The following is a 19554-nucleotide window of genomic DNA, read 5'->3' on the forward strand; positions in this document are numbered from 1 at the left end:
CGTACGACCACGTGAACGATTGCGACAACTTCAGAGTGAACTGCGAGACGCGCCGTCTCGCCTGGAATTACCCGGCCAGTTCTTCCGCGCGCTTGCGCGCCGCCTCAATGGCCCGGTCGAAGAGCGGCTGCATGCCGTCATCCGCCATCAATACCGCCAGCGCAGCCGCCGTGGTACCGCCGGGCGAAGTGACGTTCTGGCGCAGGCGCGCTGCATCGTCGGGGGACTGATGGAGGAGTTCACCAGCCCCCGCGACGGTTTCCCGAGCAAGACGCATGGCTAGGTCCGCCTCGAGTCCGGCCTTGCGCCCGGCCTCCGCCATGCACTCGACGAGATAAAAGACATAGGCCGGGCCGCTGCCGGAGACGGCGGTCACGGCATCGATATCCGCTTCGCTCCCGACCCATTCGACGGGGCCGCTGACTTTCAGCAGATCATGCACCAGGGCGCGCTGAGCTTCGTTGACGCGCGCATTCGCGAAGGCGCCGGTCACACCACGTCCGATCATGGCCGGCGTATTCGGCATGGCGCGCACCGTCGCCGCCTCACCCAGGTGCCGTTCGATGAAACCGAGCGTCTTGCCTGCGGCCACCGAAACGATCACGGTTTGCGGACCGACGAGCCCTTTCAGGGGTGGCAGCACTGTTTCCATCACCTGCGGCTTGACCGCGATGAAGATCGCGCCCGCCTCGGCGCCCGCCGGAGCGGAGGTCGCATGTTGCACACCGCTATCCGCGAGCAGCTTTGCCATCGCCGGTGACGGGCCCGGATCGATGACGAGAACATCGTTGCCACGCACTCCGCTCTTCAGCCAGCCCGCGAGCATGGCGCCGCCCATATTGCCGGCGCCGACGAGCACGATCGGACCCGAAACGGCAAAGCTCACTTCATGCCTCCCCAACGGTCTCGAACAATACCGCGTCGACCGCGCGCTGCGCATCCATGCCCGACCAAACGACGAACTGGAACGCTTGGAAATAGGATTCGCAGGCGTCGAGCGCGTTCGACAGGAGCACCTCGACCTGCTGGTTCGTCGGTTCCGCTCCACCGGCGAGCAACAGAGATTGCCGGAAGATGATGACTTCTTCTTGGCGCCAAAGATCGAAATGACCCATCAGCACCTGGCCGTTGATATGGGACAGAAGTCGTATCACCTCGTTTGCGCGGCTGTCCGGCACCTTGATGTCGAAGGCGCAGGCCAGATGCAGCGCCTCGAACTCCTCCATCCAGGAAAAGGAAACGTGGTAGTCCGCCCACCTGCCTTCGACGGTCATGGCAATCTCGTCCTCGCCGGATCGCTCGAACGACCAGTCATTGTTCGCGGCAACGAACTCGATCATATCGACCGGGTTGGACTGGCGCTCGACTTCCATTTCCAAAAGGCTCATGCATCACCCTAAAGGCGCGGCTAAGGCGCACAAAGTCACGCTCACAGGACGCAACACTGCAAACCCAATACCGGATACGAACACACTATGATTGCTGGACCTGCGACTATCCTGGCTTACTCACCCTGCCCGGAGCTTGCTTGGTCCGTGTCGAATCATCATTTAAAATCAGTGTATAGCGGCAGAGTCAGCGTGCCAGCCCCTGAGCCTAAAAATTGCCGGGAAGAATTGCGCCCCGCGCTATGAATCTGATTCAGCGCGGCAGCTTAAACGACTCTGCGATAAAGGTTTTTTGCCAGTGTCCACAGGTGGAAAACTTTTCAGTTTTTGTTAACCGTGACGCTGACGAAGTGAAATGCGCCGGGCGACGGCGGGGTGGCCGATTGGCCCCGCGCCGCATTCGCATCCGTGAGAGCCGGAAAGACACGCGGCTCGAAAGTCGACGGCGATCGAAAGCCGGCCTGCGGCAGGTTTTTTACTTGCCCGTCGTGATGTCGCCGGCTGCCGGACCGGTCGCGGCCAAACGTGCTTCCAGCGCTTCGATACGAGCAAGGAGAGCGTCGTTTTCGTCCCGTGCCCGTGCGGCCATCTCCTTGACCGCCTCGAACTCCTCGCGCTTCACGACATCGAGCGAATTCAGCCAGTTTTCGGTTTGCGCCCGGAATGCCGCCTCGACCTCGCGCCGCACCCCTTGGGCCGCACCCGCCGCATCCGTCATCAGCCGAGCGAGATCATCGAGAATACGGTTGGCGCCTGTGCTCATCTTTCTGGTCTCCATTTCCATCCCGCCACATGCGGCGGAGCTCATGATTTCAGGTAGGGTCCCCGGCGTGAGGATGCAAGGAAAATGACGTCCGTGACGCCGCTCAACGTTCTCCAGGGTCCTTGAATTTGCGATGGGGCGATGGGGCAGTATAGCGTACTGCGGGCACCTTTCTACGTTCGAAGAGGCGGGGGCGTCGCTGCGCGGCGGCAGCGGGTGCTTGACCGCGCCGGATTCGCTCGTCATGTTCCGCCGAAATCATCGGTCCGGCACGAGAGAAGACCTTGGAAACAATCGCGACCCGCCTCGCCATCCTGCCCTTCCCCGAAATCGACCCCGTCATCTTCACGATAGGGCCGCTCGCCGTGCGCTGGTACGGGCTCGCCTATGTCGCGGGGATACTCCTCGGATGGCTCTACGCGCGCCGCATAATCCAGAACGCTTCGCTCTGGCGCAACGGCATCGCCCCCCTCAACCTGGCGCAGCTTGACGACTTCCTGCTCTGGGCGGCCGGCGGCATCGTACTTGGCGGGCGCATCGGCTACATCCTTTTCTACGATCTCGGCTCCATCCTCGAGAATCCCGTCCGCGCGATCCAGATCTGGAACGGCGGCATGTCCTTCCATGGCGGCCTTCTCGGCACCACGCTGGCGATGATCATCTTTGCGCGCAGGAACGCCATCCCCCTCTGGAGCCTGTTCGACGTCGTGGCAGCAGTGGTGCCGATCGGGCTCTTCTTCGGGCGCATCGCCAATTTCATCAATGGAGAACTCTGGGGCCGCCTGTCCTCGATGCCCTGGGCGGTCGTCTTCCCGACGGGAGGCCCCTTCGCCCGTCATCCCAGTCAGCTTTACGAGGCGGGCCTCGAGGGCATCGTGCTTCTGGTCGTACTCGCCTGGTTCGTCTATCGCCGCAGAGCCTTGAAAATACCCGGCCTTGTCACCGGCATCTTCGTCTGCGGCTATGCCGCGAGCCGCATTTTCGTGGAATTCTTCCGCGAACCGGACGCACAGATCGGCTATCTTGCGGGGGACTGGCTTACCATGGGCATGGTACTTTCACTGCCGATGCTACTGGTCGGAATCTGGGCCATTGCGCGGGCGCGCAGCGCGGCTGCCGCCGCTTGACTGGACAAGTCATGACGAATCCTCTCGCCGACAAGGTCAAGGCGCTGATCCGGACCAACGGACCGATCAGCGTGACCGACTATTTCTCCCTCTGCCTTGCCGATCCGCAGCATGGCTATTACCGCGTCCGCGAACCGTTCGGGCCGGCGGGAGATTTCACCACCGCGCCGGAGATCAGCCAGCTCTTCGGCGAGATGATCGGCATATTCCTCGTGCATGCATGGCAGCAGCACGGCACGCCTGAGGACGCGATTATCGCCGAGATCGGTCCGGGCCGCGGCACGATGATGTCCGACATGCTCCGCGTCATCCGGCGGCTGGCGCCGGCGCTGTACCGGACCGCAACCGTTCATCTCGTCGAAACCAGCGACCGGCTTCGCAAGCTGCAGGCCGAGACCTTGGCTGAACACGAAGGCAAGGTCCGCTGGCATGAGAGCTTCGACAGCCTTCCCTCCGGATTCCTGCTCCTGGCTGCGAACGAGCTTTTCGACGCAATTCCGATCCGTCAGTTCGTGCGGACCGCACAGGGCTTCCGTGAGCGCATGGTCGGCCTCGATGCGGAGGGCCGATTGACCTTTGCCGCAGGCATTGCCGGCATTGATCCCGCATTGCTGCCCTCTCCCGCGCCCACCGTCGCGGAAGGCACGGTCTTCGAAATCTCCCCCGCCCGCGACGCGGTGATGGCCGCGCTCTGCGAGCGCCTCCGGGCCGGCAGCGGCACGGCGATCATCATCGACTACGGCCATCTGGCGACCGGCTACGGCGACACGCTGCAGGCCGTGCGCAATCACGAATATGATCCGCCGCTTGCCAATCCCGGTCTCGCCGACCTGACCAGCCATGTCGATTTCGAGCAGTTGGCGAGCCGTGCGAAAGCGGAGGGTGTGCAGATCAACGGACTTGCCCGTCAGGGTGATTTCCTGGTCGGCCTCGGACTCCTGGAACGCGCCGCGGCACTCGGCCGGGACAAGGACGACACGACCCAGGAAAGCATCCGCGACGATGTCGAGCGGCTTGCGGGCTCCGGCGCGGGCAGGATGGGAGAGCTGTTCAAGGTGCTGGTGGTAAGCAGTCCGGAAGTCGCCCTGGCGCCCTTCCGGAAGAAGGCGTCTTAGCGCCGGCCGTGCACCGCCTCGGGTCTCTCGGCTCGGCAGGGCGATTGACAGTCCCCGCCTGCCGGGTCAACATCGCGCCGGCAAATCAGCTCAAGTCGACGGGCCGCAACGCGCCCTCAATTCCAACGAAGCTTAGAAAATCACGAGGGCGAAAACACCGAATGCAGGATGATGCCTCGCTATCCCCTGTGCAGAGCCCGCTCTTCGCCGCAAAGGCAGGCCCGGCAATCGCACATGGTTATTTCACGCGCCAGGGAGGCGTTTCCGAGGGCATCTACCGCGGTTTGAATGTCGGACTCGGCTCGAACGACGAGCGGGAACGTGTCGGCGAGAACCGAGCCCGGGTCGCCCGCTGGTTCGACGCGGAGCCACGACAACTTGCCACGGTGCACCAGGTCCATTCGCCGGACGCGATCATCGTTGACGCCGGTTACGACGGCGCACGGCCGGATGCCGATGCTCTGGTAACGGCAACGCCCGGCATCGTCCTCGGCGTTCTCTCCGCCGACTGCGGTCCGGTCCTTTTCGCCGATCCGGAAGCAGGCGTCATCGGTGCCGCCCATGCCGGATGGAAGGGCGCGCTCGGCGGCGTGCTCGAAAGCACCGTCGAAGCGATGATCTCGCTCGGCGCCCGCCGCGAGCGCATCATCGCCTGTCTCGGCCCGTCGATCAGCCGGAGCCACTACGAGGTCGGCCCCGAATTCGTGGCGCACTTCGTCGCCACCGAGGCAAGCTATGCGTCGTTTTTCACGCCGTCGGGCCGCGACGGCCACGCCATGTTCGACCTTCCCGGATTGACGGTCCGGCGGTTGGCCGAGGCCGGCGTGACGGCGGAAAACCTCGGCATCTGCACCTATGCGGACGAAGACCGCTTCTTCTCCTATCGCCGCACGACGCACAGGCAGGAGCCTGATTACGGGCGGCAGATATCAGCGATTTCCATACGGGAGGTTTGAGATGGCGCTTCATTTCGCCGAAGAAGAATATGCGGCCCGCCTGGCGCGGCTCACGGCCAAGATGCAGGAAGAAAAGCTCGACGCGATGCTGCTCTTCGCGCAGGAGAGCATGTACTGGCTGACCGGCTACGACACCTTCGGCTATTGCTTCTTCCAGTCGCTGGTGGTCAAGCGGGATGGTTCCATGGTCCTGCTCACCCGTTCGGCCGACCTGCGCCAGGCGCGTCATACGTCGAATATCGAGCGCATCGAAATATGGGTGGATCGGGTCAATGCCGATCCGGCCATGGACCTCAAGAATCTGCTCAGTGAGCTCGATCTCCTCGGCCGCCGCATCGGCGTCGAATACGACACCCACGGCATGACCGGAAGAACGGCGCGCCTCGTCGACCACCAGCTCTCCACTTTCGGGGAACTGGTCGACGCCTCGCTGCTCGTCAGCCGCCTGCGTCTGATCAAGAGCCCGGCGGAGATCGCTTATGTCGAGAAGGCGGCGAGCCTTGCAGACGACGCGCTCGACGCGGCGCTGCCACTCATCCGCCCGGGCGGCAGCGAGGCGGATATCCTCGCGGCCATGCAGGGTGCCGTTTTCGCCGGCGGCGGCGATTATCCGGCCAATGAGTTCATCATCGGTTCCGGGGCCGACGCACTGCTCTGCCGCTACAAGGCCGGCCGGCGCAACCTCGACGCCAACGATCAGCTCACGCTCGAATGGGCCGGTGTCAGCGCCCATTACCATGCGGCGATGATGCGCACGGTCGTGATCGGCGAGCCCACCAACCGCCACCGCGAGCTTTACAGCGCCTGCCGGGAAACGATCCAGGCGATCGAAATGGTGCTTCGACCCGGCAATACCTTCGGGACCGTCTTCGACGTGCATGCAAAGATCATGGACGAGCGCGGCCTTGCCCGGCACCGTCTGAACGCCTGCGGCTATTCGCTCGGCGCACGCTTCTCGCCCTCCTGGATGGAACACCAGATGTTCCACATCGGCAATCCGCAGGAGATCGAGCCGGACATGTCTCTCTTCGTCCACATGATCATCATGGATTCGGACAGCGGCACCGCCATGACGCTCGGCCAGACCTATCTCACCACGGCCGACACTCCCCGCCCCCTCTCGCGCTACGGACTGGACTTCATATCTGCGTAAGGAAATCGCCCTATGATTTCCGTCGAAAGTGAAGAACGCGCCGGCGGCTGATCCTGCTGCAGCGACCTTTGCGCGTCCATAGGGCGCGCGGCGCTGCATCCGCCGCATCCGGCGCCGGGATGTTCGAGAGCGGGATGAGGAAAAGTGCGTGCGGTTTTCCGCCCGCGTCCCGCTCTCGCTCTTTGGAAGCGATCACGGTCATAATTTTAGGTCGGCTCGACCTCAAATCATCGTGATCTAGCGGAGACGGTGGGAACGATGCGCAAGCAGATCAATCCGATCGCCAGCCTTGGCCTTGCCGCAGCCTTGGCCGGCTGCAACACGACCGACGCCCTGATCCCGCAGGTGGATGTGGGCGAAGGCACTTTCCGCTCCCCTCCGGTGACCCAGTCGGATCTCGACTCCATGTCGGCGCAGACCGCGGTGATGCCGGTGGAAAGCGTGCCGCCGGGCCGCTCCGCCGCCTTCGCGGCACAGCCGAACATTTCGAGCCCGCCTCCGCAGCACGCCGGCGACAATGTCGGCTATAGCGACTACACCGACCCGGCCGGCACGCTGGAAGGCCAGGCAAACCGTCTCGCCGGCGGTGAAGCACCGGTACAGACGATGCAGCCTCAGTCGGCGCCTGCCCGGATCGCCCGGCATCAGGCACCGCCCGTGGAAGACGCGACGCAGGACAATGGCGGCGAGGAGCAGCCCACAACGGTCGAAACGACGCAGGCGCCCGCGCCGACGCAGCAAGCCGCCGCATCGCCTGCGGCAGCTGCGACCGGCTCGGGCGGAATCCGTTTTCTGCCGATCATCGGCGCACCGGTCCAGGCGGTCACGCCGCTCTCGAAGCAGCTCGGAGCCTCGGCGCGCAGTCAGGGCCTCGCGATCAAGAGCTCGACCGACAAAACCAGCGACCATATCCTCAAGGGATATTTTTCAGCGCTCAATGACGGCGGCAAGACGACGGTCGTCTATGTCTGGGACATACTCGACGGCAGCGGCAATCGCCTGCACCGCATCCAGGGACAGGACTCCGTTGCAAACACGGCGGCCGACCCCTGGAGCGTGGTCCCGGCAGAAACGATGGAGGCGATCGCCAGCCAGACGATCGACGCCTACATCGAATGGCGTCGGTCGACTGCGGGATAGCGTCTCCGCTCGGGCTCCGCTTGCCGCGCTTTCCGATTTTCGGCCAATCGGCCCGGAATCGCCGTCATCTTGGGCGGCTGGCGCAAAGTTTTTCGGATATTGAGCGTTGCGCCGCAGCAATCCCCTTGCATTCACCTTCAAGGACGCTAAAAAGCGGCCGATCAGCTCTGACAGCGGCCGTCCGCAGTGATTGCCCGCAATCGGAATGGCTCACGGAATCTGCGCGGAGAACCCACCCCCCGGACGACCGGACGTGGCCGCGCCAGCTCAAGGCGGACCGTCAATGAAGGTTTTCGCAGGCAATTCGAACCGGCTGCTGGCCGAAGCGATCTGCAACTATCTCAACCTGCCGCTCGGCAAAGCCACAGTAAGGCGCTTCGCCGATCAGGAAATCTTCGTCGAGATCGGCGAGAACGTGCGCGGCGAGGACGTCTTCATCGTCCAGTCGACTTCCTTCCCGACCAACGATCATCTGATGGAACTCCTCATCATGATCGACGCGGTCCGGCGCTCATCGGCTCGCCGCATCACCGCCGTCCTTCCCTATTTCGGCTATGCCCGGCAGGACCGAAAACCCGGTCCTCGCACGCCGATCTCCGCCAAGCTGGTCGCCAATCTCATTACCGAAGCCGGTGCGGACCGCGTTCTGACCCTCGACCTGCACGCCGGGCAGATCCAGGGCTTCTTCGATATCCCGACCGACAACCTCTACGCCGTTCCGATCCTCGCGCGAGACGTCAAGGAGAACTACAATCTCAAGAACGTCATGGTCGTTTCGCCGGATGTCGGCGGCGTCGTGCGTGCCCGGGCGCTCGCCAAGCGGCTGGACTGTCTGCTGGCGATCGTCGACAAGCGTCGCGACCGCCCCGGTGAATCGGAAGTCATGAACGTCATCGGCGAAGTCAACGGCAAGGACTGCCTTCTCATCGACGATATCGTCGATTCCGGCGGTACGCTCTGCAACGCCGCCGAGGCACTGCTGAAGAACGGCGCGACCAGCGTCACTGCCTATATCACCCACGGCGTCCTCTCCGGCGGCGCTGTCGCGCGCGTCACCTCCTCGATGCTGAAAGAACTGGTGATCACCGATTCGATCCAGCCGACGACGGCAGTGCAGTCCGCGCACAATATCCGTGTGATCTCGACCGCCGCGCTGCTCGGCGAGGCGATCAGCCGCACGAGCCAGGAAGAATCGGTATCGAGCCTGTTCGATTGACGTTTACGACGCCGCGCGTCTCATCAGACGCGCACGTCGTTCATCTCTTGACGTCCAGCATGTATGAGGCCGCCTCGCGGGCCGGCATGGCACTTTTCGCATAGGTGAAAGTGCCGTGCTCCTTGACCTCTCGCGCCGCGCTCATGAGTGCGGCAAGGGCCGCCCGAGCAAAAGAGCCGCCGACACTGATGCGCTTCACGCCCGCCTCCTGCAGTTGGTCCACTGTGTAGACCTGCCCGGCGAGCCCCATGACCACATTGACCGGGCGCTTGACGGCGGAGCAGACCGTTCGGATCGCCTCGATGTCAGGCAGCCCCGGCGCATAGAGGACATCCGCACCGGCCTCCTCGAATGCGACGAGGCGCCGGATGGTATCGTCGAGGTCAGGCCGTCCGCACAGGAAGTTCTCGGCGCGCGCGGTGAGGACGAAGGGGTGCTTGCGGGCTTCCTCTGCGGCAGCGGCAACACGTTCCACGGCCAGGCCGAACTCGAAGACGGGATCGGCCGCATCACCGGTTGCGTCTTCGATCGAACCACCGACGAGCCCGACGCCTGCCGCAAGCGAAATCGTCTCGGCACAGCACAGCGGATCCTTACCGAAACCGTCCTCCAGATCCGCGGACACCGGCAATTCGGTCGCCTCGACGATATCGCGGGCATTCTGCAATATGACGTCGCGCGAGAGAGCCGCCGCCGAATCTCTCCGGCCGATGGAAAACGCAAGCCCCGCGCTCGTCGTCGCCAGCGCCTCGTAGCCGACTGCCGCGAGAATGCGCGCAGAACCTGCATCCCAGGGATTGGGAATTACGAAAGCGCCCTCGCGATCGTGCAATGCGCGGAATTTCAGGTGCTTGTCTTGCTGCTTGTCCATGCCGGCCATCCGTCGCTTGAAGATAACCAGCGATAGCATGAAACGAAAACACGCGGACAAATTTCCCGTGGTCAACCGCGGGGCTGCACCAGGCAAGCCTCGCCCCCACCAAACAGGCGCGAGCGGGTGAGGAACCGCTTCTCCCGGCCGTTATCCAGCGAAAACATGCCGCCCCTGCCGGACACGACGTCGATGATCAGCTGCGTGTGTTTCCAGACCTCATACTGACTCGAGCTGATATAGACGGGCACGCCGTCGATCTCGCCGAGCTTCACGTCGTTGTCACCGACGATGTAATCGTCCGCCGGGTAGCACATGGGCGACGAGCCGTCGCAGCAGCCGCCCGACTGGTGAAAGAGTATATCCGGATGATCGCGCCGGATTTCGCGGATGAGGTCGATCGCCGCATCCGTCGCAAGCACGCGCGACTCCGTTGCTCCGTCGCTCAATTTGCATCTCCTCATTCGCAGAAGCCGGAGGGCCCCCGATGAAGCATCGGGAGCCCGCCGCGAGGACCGGGCCGGCACGGGCCCGGCCGGCTCAGAAGAAGCCGAGCGCTTTCGGGCTGTAGCTTACCAGCATGTTCTTCGTCTGCTGGTAGTGATCGAGCATCATCTTGTGCGTCTCGCGCCCGATGCCGGATTGCTTGTAACCGCCGAAGGCGGCGTGCGCCGGATAGGCGTGGTAGCAATTGGTCCAGACACGGCCGGCCTCGATCGCGCGGCCGAAGCGGTAGCAGCGATTGGCATCGCGGCTCCACACGCCGGCGCCGAGCCCGTAGAGCGTGTCATTGGCGATTTCCAGCGCCTCGGCTTCCGTCTTGAAGGTCGTGACCGACACGACCGGCCCGAAAATCTCCTCCTGAAAGATGCGCATCCTGTTGTGGCCGTGGAATACGGTCGGCGTGACGTAGTAGCCGCCCGAGAGATCGCCTTCGAGCACATTGCGCCCGCCGCCGGTCAGCACCTCGGCGCCTTCCTCCTTGCCGATTTCGATATAGGCGAGGATTTTCTCGAGCTGTTCGCTCGAAGCCTGGGCACCGATCATCGTTGCTTCATCGAGCGGATTGCCCTGCCGGATCGCCTCGACCCTCTTTACCGCCCGCTCCATGAAGCGGTCGTAGATGCTCTCCTGGACAAGCGCGCGGCTCGGGCAGGTGCAGACCTCGCCCTGGTTCAGCGCGAACATGGCGAAGCCCTCGAGCGCCTTGTCGAAGAAGTCGTCGTCCTCGCTGGCGACGTCCGCGAAGAAGATGTTCGGCGACTTTCCGCCGAGCTCCAGCGTGACCGGGATGAGGTTCTGGCTGGCATATTGCATGATAAGCCGCCCCGTCGTCGTCTCGCCGGTAAAAGCGATCTTGGCGATGCGCGGGCTGGTGGCGAGCGGCTTGCCCGCTTCGAGGCCGAAGCCGTTGACGATGTTGAGGACACCCGGCGGCAGGAGGTCGCCGATAAGTTCCGCCCAGACCAGGATCGACCCCGGCGTCTGCTCGGCCGGTTTGAGCACGACGCAATTTCCCGCGGCAAGCGCCGGCGCGAGCTTCCAGGCAGCCATCAGGATCGGGAAGTTCCAGGGAATGATCTGGCCGACCACGCCGAGCGGCTCGTGGAAATGGTAGGCGACGGTGTCGTGGTCGATCTCGCCGATCGAACCCTCCTGCGCACGGATGCAGGCAGCGAAATAGCGAAAATGATCGATCGCCAACGGAATGTCGGCGGCCATCGTCTCGCGGATCGGCTTGCCATTGTCCCAGGTTTCGGCCCGTGCCAGAAGCTCCAGATTGTCCTCCATGCGGGCGGCGATCTTCATCAGTATGTTGGACCGCTCCGTCGCCGAACTCCGGGCCCATTTCTCCCTTGCGGCGTGCGCCGCGTCGAGAGCAAGCTCGATGTCGGCGGCGTCCGAACGCGCGACCTGGCAAAGCGTGCCGCCGGTGATCGGCGTCGTGTTGTCGAAATAGCGTCCCGCAACGGGTTCGCGCCATTCGCCGCCGATGAAGTTTCCGTATTTCTGCTTGTAGGGGTTCTCGACGATCTTCTGATGCAGCATGGACTTCCTCCCTTGTATGACAGCGGTGCGGTTGCTGTGGAAGGAGAGTGAGGCCGAACGTGCTTTTCCGGTAGGGCGGCGCCGCGGTTGATGGCACCGACTGTTTCAGAATTGCGACAGGTCGACGTCCATATCGATCAGTTGAGAGAAAGGCGCTTCATCTTGCGGTAGAGGGTCGCGCGGCTGATGCCGAGGAGATCGGCCGCCATCGACACATTACCCTTCGCCCGAGAGAGCGCGCGGCGCAGCGCCGCACGTTCGGCGTCCGGCAATTCGCCGCCCTCGCCAGGCAGGTCTTCCTGAAGCAGGTCGGAAGCCGGGACGCCGGCGGCGATACGCTCGTCGTCGAGTCCGAGCCACAGCCGGGCAGCCCGCGTCGCGCCGAGAACGAGATCGTCACGGTCGACCGCAAGCAGTGCAGGTCCCGTCCGCTCGACCGGGACGAGAACGATGCGAGCGCCGACGAAAGCGCGGCGGAAAAGATTGGCCTCGATTCGCGCTGCGGCATCGCGCACCGCCTGCGAGAGGATCGAGAGCGTCGCCTCGGATGCGTCGTCGCGGCAGGTGGAGATGTCTATCGCCGCGGCGAGCTTGCCGCTCTCGTCGCGGATCGGCGCCGTCGCGCAGCTCAGGCCGATATTGCGGCTGAGGAAGTGTTGGTCGCGCTGGATGAGGACCGGACGCTCGTCCGCGATCGCCGTACCGATGCCATTGGTCCCGACGCTCGCCTCGCTCCACACGGTTCCCGACCACAACCCGATACCGCGAAAGTCCGCATCGTCGCCGCCGGCGCCGCGTCGTTCCAGCGCAACGCCCTTTCCGTCGGTCAGCAGCAGGCAGCACCCGGCCTTTCCGACCGTGGCGAACAGCCGGTCGAGCTCGCCTTTCGCCTCCGCGATCAGGACGCCGGAGCTTTCGCGCGCCAGCCGGAACTCGCTCTCGGAAAGCCGCCAGGGCGAACGCGCCTCCTCGGGCGCCAGGCCGTGCAGCGTCATGCAGCGGCGCCACGATGCAGCGACCGGCGAAGTCACCGCAGCGGAAGATTGATGTGCGATGCGGTAGACCCGCTCGGAGTGGTCCCTGATCGAAGGCATTCGCTCCCTCCCTGGATCGCGGCGATCGGGCCTGCCGGCCCGTGGACGTGATCAACGCTTACAAGCAAGGCACACGGGCGAGACCCGCGCTCCCCTCCTCCGCTTGGACAGCGTTCTTCGGCGGAACCAGGCGCCGAACTCTCCCCCACGGCGCAATTCCCCCGGCCTGACTATAGGCATCGATGCTGCGGGAGGTCCAGCTAGACGAAGGTTTTTTCGTTCCGCCCTCGACGCGCGCCGTCAGATCGGTATCGACAGGCGGCGAGGATATGCTACTCGACACGGAACCTCGCTTATCGCAACACCCGGTTGTCCGCCATGATCCGAGATTTCTCCGTCCAAAGCCTCTTCATGGGCGTGCTGATTGCATTCGTGGGCTTTGCCAGCTCCTTCGCCGTGGTCCTGCACGGGCTCGCCGGCGTCGGTGCGAACGAGACGCAGGCAGCCTCCGGACTGATGGCGCTGTCGGTCTCGATGGGCATCTGCGCTATCGTCATCAGCGCCGTCACGAGACTTCCCGTCAGCGTCGCCTGGTCGACACCGGGCGCGGCTCTGCTCGCGAGTTCCGGCGCAGTGGAAGGCGGCTTCAGCGCTGCCGTCGGCGCCTTCCTCGTCTGCGGAGTGCTGATTATAGTCGCCGGCCTGTGGAAGCCCCTCGGCCGGATGGTGTCCGCCATCCCCGCGGCATTGGCAAACGCGATGCTCGCCGGCGTACTCCTGAGCCTTTGCTTCGCTCCGGTCAAGGCGATCGCCTTCAACCCGCTCTTCGGCCTGCCTATCGTTCTTGCCTGGGCCGTCGTCGGCAGCTTCAGCAGGCTCTATGCCGTTCCCGCCGCGCTCGTCGCCTTCGTTCTCGTCGTCGCCTTCGGGATCGAGATGCCGGCCGGCGCCGTGACCGGGCTCTCCGCCGCGCTCGTTCCGAAGCTCGAGTTCGTTCCGCCTTCCCTCAGCACCTCCGCCCTGGTCAGCATCGCTCTGCCGCTTTTCATCGTTACGATGGCATCGCAGAACATCCCCGGCATCGCGGTCCTGAAGGTGAATGACTACCACCCCGATCCGGGTCCCCTCTTCGCCACGACCGGGCTTTTCACGCTGCTGAGCGCCCCTTTCGGCGGACATGCGGTCAATCTCGCGGCGATCACCGCGGCGATGTGCGCCGGCTCCGATTCTCATCCCGACCGCGCCCGCCGCTACTGGTCGGCAATCAATGCCGGCATCGCCTACGTCGTCTTCGGCCTCCTGGCCGGAGCCGTCACGACCTTCGTCAGCCTTGCCCCATCGGTCCTCATCGAGGCCGTTGCCGGCCTTGCGCTGATCGGCGCCTTCTCGGGTTCCGCAGTTGCCGCCTTCACGAATGCCGAGACCCGCGAAGCAGCCGCCATCACGTTTCTCGTCACCGCCTCGGGCGTCGGTTTCGCCGGCGTGTCGGGGGCCTTTTGGGGGCTTGTCGCGGGCGGCCTCATGCTGGCGCTCGCGCGTCTAGCCAAAAAGAGGGCCTGAAGCCGCGCCTTGCATTTGCGCCGGTTCTCGGTTATGGACCCCGCGTCCGCGCAGACACCCTTGGAGGCAACGCGGATGAAGCCGCAGGGCGGCTTCAGGTTTTTCCGCATTCTTGACGGACGAACTCTCCAAACAACATAGAAAGGTCTACCTATGAGCGAAACCTACGAGCTCAAGGCCGAGACGCGCGAACGGGTTGGTAAGGGGTCCTCCCGTGAACTTCGCCGCAACGGTCTTATCCCGGCTGTCATCTACGGTGACAAGCAGGCCCCGCTTGCCATCGCACTCTCCACCAAGGAAGTGACGATGAAGATCCACGGCGGCGGTTTCATGACCACCGTTGCGACGATCAACGTCAACGGCGAAAAGATCCGCGTCCTGCCGAAGGACTATCAGCTCGATCCGGTGCGTGACTTCACCATGCACGTCGATTTCCTGCGCGTCACCAAGGGCAGCCAGGTATCCGTACAGGTTCCGGTTCGCTTCGAGAACGAAGAGAAGTCGCCGGGCCTGAAGCAGGGCGGCGCGCTGAACATCGTCCGTCACGAGGTCGAACTCAACGTGTCCGCCGACAACATCCCGGAATTCCTGACGGTCGACCTCACCGGCCTCAAGATCGGCGACACCGTTCACATTTCGAACGTCGCGCTTCCCGCAGGCGCGACCCCGGTCATCACCGACCGCGACTTCACGGTTGCCACGATCGCCGGCCGCACGCAGGAAGTCGAACCGACTGAAGAAGAAGCTGAAGGCGGCGAAGAAGAGGCTTGATCTCTGTTTCCGGCGGGCGCCCTGTTCCACGCCGGATCGCCCCCGAGTGAAAGAACCCGTCCCATTTTCGTGGGGCGGGTTTTCTTTTGCCCGTCAAATGCTGCCCCCCGCCCGCGAACCGGATAAGGTGGTATCGGAAAAAGGCCGTTGACTTTGGGTGATGGCGGTGATTTTGGGCTGAGGGAACTGGGCGTGGCGATTGCCACTCAAATATATCGCCACAGGGCAAATGCAGGAGTTTGGCCGCATGCTGATCATCGCGGGACTTGGCAATCCCGGCCCGAAATATGCCGGCAACCGCCACAATATCGGCTTCATGGCCGTCGACGCCATTCAGCGGCGCCAGGGCTTTTCCGCCTGGTCGAGGAAATTCAAGTCGGAGATCTCCGAAGGCGAGATCGACGGCGAACGCGTTCTGCTGATGAAGCCGCAGACCTTCATGAATCTCTCCGGCGAAGCGCTCGGCGAAGCGATGCGCTTCTACAAGCTCGCGCCGAAGGACATCGTCGTCATCTATGACGAACTGGACCTTCCCGCCGGCAAGGCCCGGATCAAGACCGGCGGCGGCCACGGCGGGCACAACGGGATCAAGTCGATCGATGCCCATTGCGGCAAGGAATACCGCCGCCTGCGCCTCGGCATCGGTCATCCCGGAGTCAAGGATCTGGTCCACGCACATGTGCTCGGCGACTTCGCCAAGGCCGACCAGCCCTGGCTGTCACCGCTGCTCGAAGCGATCGCCGACAATGCCGACATGCTGGTGAAGGGCGAGGATTCGCAGATCATGAACAAGATCGCCCTGGCAACCGGCGGCAAGCCGGAGGTGGAAAGACCCGTCGCTGCGAAGAAGCAGGCGGGGCAATCCCATATCCATCAGGCGCGTGTCACGGCCCAGCCGAAGAAGCTGCCGGCGACGGGGCCGATGGCCGACATGCTGAAGAAGATGTTCGGGCCGAAGGGGGATTAAGGCCTGTTGAGATCCGTCTTGAGTTTATGACAACTGCCGCGAGATGGATAATGGCGTTGAAGCTCTCGTCGGTTTGTCGGCACGCATGGCGATGCGCTTGAATTCCTCGAGTACCGACCGTGCGCCGCTGCGACCTCTGCGCGTCTCATAAGACGGGCGGCGCTGTAGGAACGTATCGGAGGACTGCAATCTCTCCTCCCCTCATCCCTGTGCTCGTCACAGGGATCCAGCAGCGCCGGGTCTGCGGCGCGGGAAGCGTTCTTTCAGCCCAAGGACTTGGTCTGGCTGGATTCCTGTGACAAGCACAGAAATGAGGGGACCTGGTGTGCGGCTAATACAACTTCCGTTGCGAATATGCGAGGCAATGGTCAACCTGGTTTATGAAGCGCGCCGGGGGACCGCACCCTCTCCTACCTCATTCCTGTGCTCGTCACAGGAATCCAGCAGCGCCGCGTCTGCGGCGCGGAAGACTCTTTCCAGCCCAAGGACTTGGTCTGGCTGGATTCCTGTGACAAGCACAGAAATGAGGGGACCGGGATGCGCGGTTTCGCTCCACGCGCAGGCCGCCGCCTCACTCCTCGGGCTCTGCGGTGAACAGCAGCGGAAAGCCTGCCTCCTTGCCGAGGTCGGTCGCTTCCTTGGCTTTGGTCTCCGCAACGTCCTTTGCACACACCACCACGACCGAAGTGCCCATCTTGTGGGCCGTCATCATCACCCGGTAGCCTGCCTCCTCGGTCATCCGGAAAACCGCCTTCAGCACCATGACCACGAATTCGCGCGGCGTGTAGTCGTCATTGACCAGCAGCACCTTGTAGAGCTTCGGCCGCTCCAGCTTCGGCTTGGTCAGGCGCTTTGCGGCTACATCATTGTCGCTCATGGGTAATCCGCCGTCGATGACATGAGAAAAGCGTTGGCGATCAAGCGGGCGAAGGTGGCAAACCGCCCACCTTTTTCCTCACTCCGCTACCGCCAATATCGCGCTCCGTCCCCCGGCATTCAAGTGAAACCCGGCTCCCGGAGCAAGCGGACCGGCGCGAAAAGCTTGACCGCCTCTCTCCTTTATCCCATAGCCACGCTCAAGAAATCAGGAACGACGGATTATAGCCATGGGCTTCAAATGCGGTATCGTCGGGCTGCCGAATGTCGGCAAGTCCACACTCTTCAACGCGCTGACCAAGACGGCGGCGGCGCAGGCGGCGAACTATCCTTTCTGCACGATCGAGCCGAACACCGGCGAAGTCGCCGTGCCCGACCCGCGCATGCGCAAACTCGCCGACATCGCCAAGTCGAAGGAGATCATCCCGACCCGCATCTCCTTCGTCGACATCGCCGGGCTGGTGCGCGGCGCGTCCAAGGGCGAGGGCCTCGGGAACCAGTTCCTCGCCAACATCCGCGAGGTGGATGCCGTCGTGCACGTGCTGCGCTGTTTCGAGGACGACGACATCACCCATGTCGAAGGCCGCATCCATCCGGTCGAAGACGCCGACACCATCGAGACCGAGCTGATGCTCGCCGATCTCGACAGCCTCGAACGGCGTGCCGAACAGACGCGCAAGCGTGCGACCGGCAAGGACAAGGAGTCGATGGCGCAGCTTCCGATCATGGAAGCATCGTTGAAGCTGCTGCAGGAAGGCAAGCCCGTGCGCACCCTGCTTTCCAAGCTCGACGCCGACGAGCTTCGCATTCTCCAGAGCCTCAACCTGCTCACCTCGCACCCGGTTCTTTACGTCTGCAACGTCGCCGAAAGCGACGCGGCGACCGGCAACGAGCACACCCGCGCCGTCGAGAAGATGGCCAGGGAACAGGGCGCCGAAACGGTCGTCATTTCGGCGGCGATCGAATCCGAAGTCGCGCAGCTTCCGGAAGAGGAAGCGAAGGAATTCCTCGCGGCGCTCGGTCTCGAGGAAGCCGGCCTCGACCGTCTGATCCGCGCCGGCTACAAGCTCCTCGATCTCATCACCTATTTCACGGTTGGACCGAAGGAGACGCGCGCCTGGACAATCCCTCGCGGCACCAAGGCCCCGCAGGCCGCCGGCGTCATCCATTCGGATTTCGAGCGCGGCTTCATCCGCGCCAACACGATCGCCTATGACGACTATATCGCCTATGGCGGCGAAAACGGCGCGAAGGAGGCCGGCAAGGCTCGCGACGAAGGCAAGGAATACGTCGTCCAGGACGGCGACGTCATCCATTTCCGGTTCAATACGTAAGCGCGGAACCGTTGCGAGCCAGGATCACCGCACGGCATGCAGGCGCGCGGTGATCGCGACCGGCAGCAGGCTCATCGCTGCGCGGCGCAGCGGCTGCCAGAAAATGCCGATCACGAGTACCGTCAGCCCAACCACCGCGAAGGCGATGAAGACGTAGGTATCGAGCGAGGCGCCGCTTTTCTGCAGGATCGTCCAAATTGCCGCGCCCAGCGACAAAAGGCCCGAGGTCACGAATGCGCGGCGATCGATCACCAGACCGATCGTCATGAAAAGCGCCACGAGGAAAATGACGGCGGCTGACTGACCCAGGCCCCCCTCGCCTCTCCACCAAACGCCGCCCTGACCGGATAGGACGATGAAACCGAGCATCGCATGGAGTAAGGCCGGCGCCGCGGCGAGATGCAGCCAGAAGGCTATATCGGAGCGCAAGGTCAGACGATGCGGGTCCGAGATGTCGTAGCGCATGGCAAGCGCAAAAATCGCCAGCGCCGCCACGAGAAGAATCGCTGCGACCAGATGGGGATACTGTTCCAGAACGAAGTCGACCCCGAAGGCTTTGTCCAGAGCGAGGAAAACGAAGGCGACCGCCACGGCTGCTATCGACAGCAGGAACAGGGCGAAAGACAGGGGAACTCTGTAGCGCCAGTAAAACAGCCCCAGAGGGACTGGAAAAGCGCAGACATAGGCCAATATCAAATAGGTCTCGTCCGTCCACGCAGGCTGCCCGGCCGCCATGACGTTGTACATTCCCTGCCCGACCCAATGAACGAGCGCCAGGGTCAGCGCAACTGCGGGCAAGGCCAGCCTCTGCCGGCGCACGAGTATTTCCGCCAGAACGATGATTAGCGGCAGCACGGCGATCGTGCCGCCGATGCCCCAGAGACCCACAAGGACGACCACCACGCCGATCGTGATAAGAATGTCGTGGAATCCGCGCAGGAAGCGCGGCTGCTCGCTCTCTCTGCCGCTTGCGCATCGTGACGTGTCTCGTCAGGGCGGCTTGCTGCGGCCATTGCGGGGCCTGCACTCACCCCCCGCGCCGAAAGAAAAGCATCAAGATCATTGACACGATCGGCTGATATGAGTCCCTTTTCGGCGGCTGCCGCCAGGGCCTTGTTCAAATCTGTCACGGGCGGATCCTTGCGGGAAAAAGCTGCAACGCGCAACTTTCGGTAAGGTGATCGCATGAACAATCGACATGCGCAACCTGGAAAATCAGCCGGACCGAAGCCAC

Annotated in this window: 19 protein-coding genes; 10 read left to right on the top strand and 9 right to left on the bottom strand. The window is 63.5% G+C overall.

Annotation, left to right across the window (positions count from 1 at the left end):
• Window positions 1–67: 67 nt before the first annotated feature.
• The 3 genes from proC to BHD07_RS19475 form a co-directional block, all read right to left on the bottom strand.
• On the bottom strand, window positions 68–886 hold the full coding sequence (gene proC / locus BHD07_RS19465; protein WP_338282663.1) for a pyrroline-5-carboxylate reductase: 819 nt from the start codon (window positions 884–886) through the stop codon (window positions 68–70).
• 1 nt (window position 887) lies between these two features.
• Entirely contained in the window at window positions 888–1388 is a 501-nt protein-coding gene (locus BHD07_RS19470) for a YbjN domain-containing protein (protein WP_018095638.1), read from the bottom strand.
• Window positions 1389–1863: 475 nt separating this feature from the next.
• Window positions 1864–2151 (bottom strand): accessory factor UbiK family protein, encoded by a 288-nt coding sequence (locus BHD07_RS19475; RefSeq protein WP_100671982.1) that lies wholly within the window; start codon window positions 2149–2151, stop codon window positions 1864–1866.
• 284 nt (window positions 2152–2435) lie between these two features.
• On the opposite strand from BHD07_RS19475, the gene lgt reads away from it, so the two are divergent.
• The 6 genes from lgt (at window position 2436) to BHD07_RS19505 (ending at window position 8858) form a co-directional block, all read left to right on the top strand.
• Complete coding sequence (gene lgt, locus BHD07_RS19480; RefSeq protein ID WP_275597555.1) at window positions 2436–3278, top strand: prolipoprotein diacylglyceryl transferase; 843 nt, start codon at window positions 2436–2438, stop codon at window positions 3276–3278.
• 11 nt (window positions 3279–3289) lie between these two features.
• Entirely contained in the window at window positions 3290–4393 is a 1104-nt protein-coding gene (locus BHD07_RS19485) for a class I SAM-dependent methyltransferase (RefSeq protein WP_338282667.1), read from the top strand.
• Window positions 4394–4554: 161 nt separating this feature from the next.
• Window positions 4555–5349, top strand: coding sequence for a peptidoglycan editing factor PgeF (pgeF, locus tag BHD07_RS19490; RefSeq protein WP_338282669.1), 795 nt, complete (start codon window positions 4555–4557; stop codon window positions 5347–5349).
• A 1-nt stretch (window position 5350) separates the two neighbouring features.
• Window positions 5351–6502 (top strand): M24 family metallopeptidase, encoded by a 1152-nt coding sequence (locus BHD07_RS19495; RefSeq protein WP_338282670.1) that lies wholly within the window; start codon window positions 5351–5353, stop codon window positions 6500–6502.
• Between the two features lie 258 nt (window positions 6503–6760).
• Entirely contained in the window at window positions 6761–7642 is an 882-nt protein-coding gene (locus BHD07_RS19500) for a hypothetical protein (protein WP_338282672.1), read from the top strand.
• Between the two features lie 283 nt (window positions 7643–7925).
• The gene (locus BHD07_RS19505; RefSeq protein ID WP_018095645.1) at window positions 7926–8858 is read left to right on the top strand and encodes a ribose-phosphate pyrophosphokinase; all 933 of its coding nucleotides are present in this window, start codon (window positions 7926–7928) and stop codon (window positions 8856–8858) included.
• Between the two features lie 40 nt (window positions 8859–8898).
• Here the strand turns inward: BHD07_RS19505 and BHD07_RS19510 are convergent, their stop codons facing one another.
• The 4 genes from BHD07_RS19510 to BHD07_RS19525 all read right to left on the bottom strand — a co-directional run bounded on the left by BHD07_RS19510 (window position 8899) and on the right by BHD07_RS19525 (window position 12872).
• A complete protein-coding gene (locus BHD07_RS19510; protein WP_338282675.1) occupies window positions 8899–9729 on the bottom strand; it encodes an isocitrate lyase/PEP mutase family protein in 831 nt (276 codons plus the stop codon).
• A 71-nt stretch (window positions 9730–9800) separates the two neighbouring features.
• On the bottom strand, window positions 9801–10178 hold the full coding sequence (locus BHD07_RS19515; protein ID WP_338282676.1) for a DUF779 domain-containing protein: 378 nt from the start codon (window positions 10176–10178) through the stop codon (window positions 9801–9803).
• Window positions 10179–10269: 91 nt separating this feature from the next.
• On the bottom strand, window positions 10270–11778 hold the full coding sequence (adh, locus tag BHD07_RS19520; RefSeq protein ID WP_338282678.1) for an aldehyde dehydrogenase: 1509 nt from the start codon (window positions 11776–11778) through the stop codon (window positions 10270–10272).
• 137 nt (window positions 11779–11915) lie between these two features.
• Complete coding sequence (locus BHD07_RS19525) at window positions 11916–12872, bottom strand: helix-turn-helix domain-containing protein (protein WP_338282680.1); 957 nt, start codon at window positions 12870–12872, stop codon at window positions 11916–11918.
• Between the two features lie 318 nt (window positions 12873–13190).
• On the opposite strand from BHD07_RS19525, the gene BHD07_RS19530 reads away from it, so the two are divergent.
• The 3 genes from BHD07_RS19530 (at window position 13191) to pth (ending at window position 16110) form a co-directional block, all read left to right on the top strand.
• Window positions 13191–14372, top strand: coding sequence for a benzoate/H(+) symporter BenE family transporter (locus BHD07_RS19530; protein ID WP_338282682.1), 1182 nt, complete (start codon window positions 13191–13193; stop codon window positions 14370–14372).
• A 153-nt stretch (window positions 14373–14525) separates the two neighbouring features.
• A complete protein-coding gene (locus BHD07_RS19535) occupies window positions 14526–15143 on the top strand; it encodes a 50S ribosomal protein L25/general stress protein Ctc (protein ID WP_018095651.1) in 618 nt (205 codons plus the stop codon).
• Window positions 15144–15390: 247 nt separating this feature from the next.
• Window positions 15391–16110 carry an aminoacyl-tRNA hydrolase gene (gene pth / locus BHD07_RS19540; RefSeq protein WP_338282685.1) on the top strand — a complete coding sequence of 240 codons (720 nt, stop codon included), beginning with the start codon at window positions 15391–15393 and terminating at the stop codon, window positions 16108–16110.
• Between the two features lie 571 nt (window positions 16111–16681).
• Here the strand turns inward: pth and clpS are convergent.
• Entirely contained in the window at window positions 16682–16987 is a 306-nt protein-coding gene (gene clpS, locus BHD07_RS19545) for an ATP-dependent Clp protease adapter ClpS (RefSeq protein WP_338282686.1), read from the bottom strand.
• Between the two features lie 229 nt (window positions 16988–17216).
• Here clpS and ychF point away from each other — a divergent pair, with 229 nt between their 5' ends.
• The gene (ychF, locus tag BHD07_RS19550) at window positions 17217–18320 is read left to right on the top strand and encodes a redox-regulated ATPase YchF (RefSeq protein ID WP_127516871.1); all 1104 of its coding nucleotides are present in this window, start codon (window positions 17217–17219) and stop codon (window positions 18318–18320) included.
• A 24-nt stretch (window positions 18321–18344) separates the two neighbouring features.
• Here ychF and BHD07_RS19555 read toward each other — a convergent pair whose 3' ends face one another.
• The gene (locus tag BHD07_RS19555; RefSeq protein WP_338282689.1) at window positions 18345–19220 is read right to left on the bottom strand and encodes a hypothetical protein; all 876 of its coding nucleotides are present in this window, start codon (window positions 19218–19220) and stop codon (window positions 18345–18347) included.
• Window positions 19221–19554 lie beyond the last annotated feature (334 nt).

This window comes from Sinorhizobium sp. KGO-5 (assembly GCF_036245905.1).
Classification (GTDB): Bacteria; Pseudomonadota; Alphaproteobacteria; order Rhizobiales; family Rhizobiaceae; genus Sinorhizobium; species Sinorhizobium meliloti_A.

Coding starts and splice junctions, on each gene's coding strand:
- BHD07_RS19470 (WP_018095638.1), bottom strand. CDS start 1,388: ATGAGCCTTTTGGAAATGGAAGTCGAGCGCCAGTCCAACCCGGTCGAT.
- BHD07_RS19475 (WP_100671982.1), bottom strand. CDS start 2,151: ATGAGCACAGGCGCCAACCGTATTCTCGATGATCTCGCTCGGCTGATG.
- BHD07_RS19485 (WP_338282667.1), top strand. CDS start 3,290: ATGACGAATCCTCTCGCCGACAAGGTCAAGGCGCTGATCCGGACCAAC.
- pgeF (WP_338282669.1), top strand. CDS start 4,555: ATGCAGGATGATGCCTCGCTATCCCCTGTGCAGAGCCCGCTCTTCGCC.
- BHD07_RS19495 (WP_338282670.1), top strand. CDS start 5,351: ATGGCGCTTCATTTCGCCGAAGAAGAATATGCGGCCCGCCTGGCGCGG.
- BHD07_RS19500 (WP_338282672.1), top strand. CDS start 6,761: ATGCGCAAGCAGATCAATCCGATCGCCAGCCTTGGCCTTGCCGCAGCC.
- BHD07_RS19505 (WP_018095645.1), top strand. CDS start 7,926: ATGAAGGTTTTCGCAGGCAATTCGAACCGGCTGCTGGCCGAAGCGATC.
- BHD07_RS19510 (WP_338282675.1), bottom strand. CDS start 9,729: ATGGACAAGCAGCAAGACAAGCACCTGAAATTCCGCGCATTGCACGAT.
- adh (WP_338282678.1), bottom strand. CDS start 11,778: ATGCTGCATCAGAAGATCGTCGAGAACCCCTACAAGCAGAAATACGGA.
- BHD07_RS19525 (WP_338282680.1), bottom strand. CDS start 12,872: ATGCCTTCGATCAGGGACCACTCCGAGCGGGTCTACCGCATCGCACAT.
- BHD07_RS19530 (WP_338282682.1), top strand. CDS start 13,191: ATGATCCGAGATTTCTCCGTCCAAAGCCTCTTCATGGGCGTGCTGATT.
- BHD07_RS19535 (WP_018095651.1), top strand. CDS start 14,526: ATGAGCGAAACCTACGAGCTCAAGGCCGAGACGCGCGAACGGGTTGGT.
- pth (WP_338282685.1), top strand. CDS start 15,391: ATGCTGATCATCGCGGGACTTGGCAATCCCGGCCCGAAATATGCCGGC.
- clpS (WP_338282686.1), bottom strand. CDS start 16,987: ATGAGCGACAATGATGTAGCCGCAAAGCGCCTGACCAAGCCGAAGCTG.
- ychF (WP_127516871.1), top strand. CDS start 17,217: ATGGGCTTCAAATGCGGTATCGTCGGGCTGCCGAATGTCGGCAAGTCC.